The organism is Streptomyces sp. S3(2020) (assembly GCF_013044505.1).
GTDB lineage: Bacteria > Actinomycetota > Actinomycetes > Streptomycetales > Streptomycetaceae > Streptomyces.
On record NZ_JABERD010000535.1, the window covers coordinates 1 to 997 of the forward strand.

The 997-nt window shown below is 76.6% G+C and carries 1 pseudogene; it reads right to left on the reverse strand.

What is annotated here, in order from left to right:
• Positions 1-76: 76 nt before the first annotated feature.
• Positions 77-766, reverse strand: a pseudogene (locus HLK59_RS50180) (methyltransferase domain-containing protein); the annotation flags it as partial.
• Positions 767-997 lie beyond the last annotated feature (231 nt).

The following is a 997-nucleotide window of genomic DNA, read 5'->3' on the forward strand; positions in this document are numbered from 1 at the left end:
GGCCTCATGCGTGAGGGTGGGTCGGGTGGAGGCTGGGACTGGGGGCTGACGCGGGGGTACGAGGGTCTGCCTCGGCTTATCGGGCCTGCTTGGGCTTGCGGGCGTCGATGAGGTGGCGGGTGCTGTGGGCGACGAACGGGCCCTCGGACTCGATCCGCTCGTGCAGGGCGCGGAGTCGGGGTTCGTACGTCTCGACGGTGAAGCCCGGCACCATCCACACCACCTTGCGCAGGAAGTGGACGACGGCCCCGATGTCGTGGAACTCGATCCGCAGCCGCTCCGCACGCAGATCGACGACGTCGAGCCCGGCGGCCTCGGCGCCGGCGCGTTCGCGGTCGGGGTGACGGGCCGCGCTCTGTTCGGCGGGGAGCGGGCCGAGGAAGTGCTCGACGAGTTCGAAGACACTGCGCGGGCCCACGTGCTGGGCGAAGTAGGTGCCGCCCGGCTGGAGCACACGTGCGATCTCCGGCCAGTTGGGGGCGACGGGATGGCGGCTGGTGACGAGGTCGAAGGCCGCGTCCGCGAAGGGCAGCGGGGCGTCCTCGGGCGCGGCGACGACGGCGACGCCGCGGGGGCGGAGCAGCGTGGTGGCCTTGGCCACGTTGGGCGGCCAGCCCTCGGTGGCGACGGTGAGGGTGGGCGAGGCCGCGGCCTTGCCGAGGGCGAAGTCCAGGACCTCCCCTCCCCCGGTCTGCACGTCCAGCGCGGCGGTGGCCCGGGAGAGCCGCTCGGCCTTGGCCAGGGCGTACCCCCACGAGGGCCGCGCTGGACGTGCAGACCGGGGGACGGGCGGTCCTCGACTTCGCCCTCGGCCACGCCGCCGCCCCGCCCACCCTCACCTTCGCCCCCGAGCACTGGCCCCCCGACCTGGCCCAGCCCACCACGCTCCCCCCCCCCCGCGGCGTCGCCGTCCTCCCCCCCCCCGCCGACCCCCCGCTCCCCCGCCCGCCCGCCTCCCCCCCCCCCCCCCCCCCCCCCCACCCCCCCCCCCCCCCCC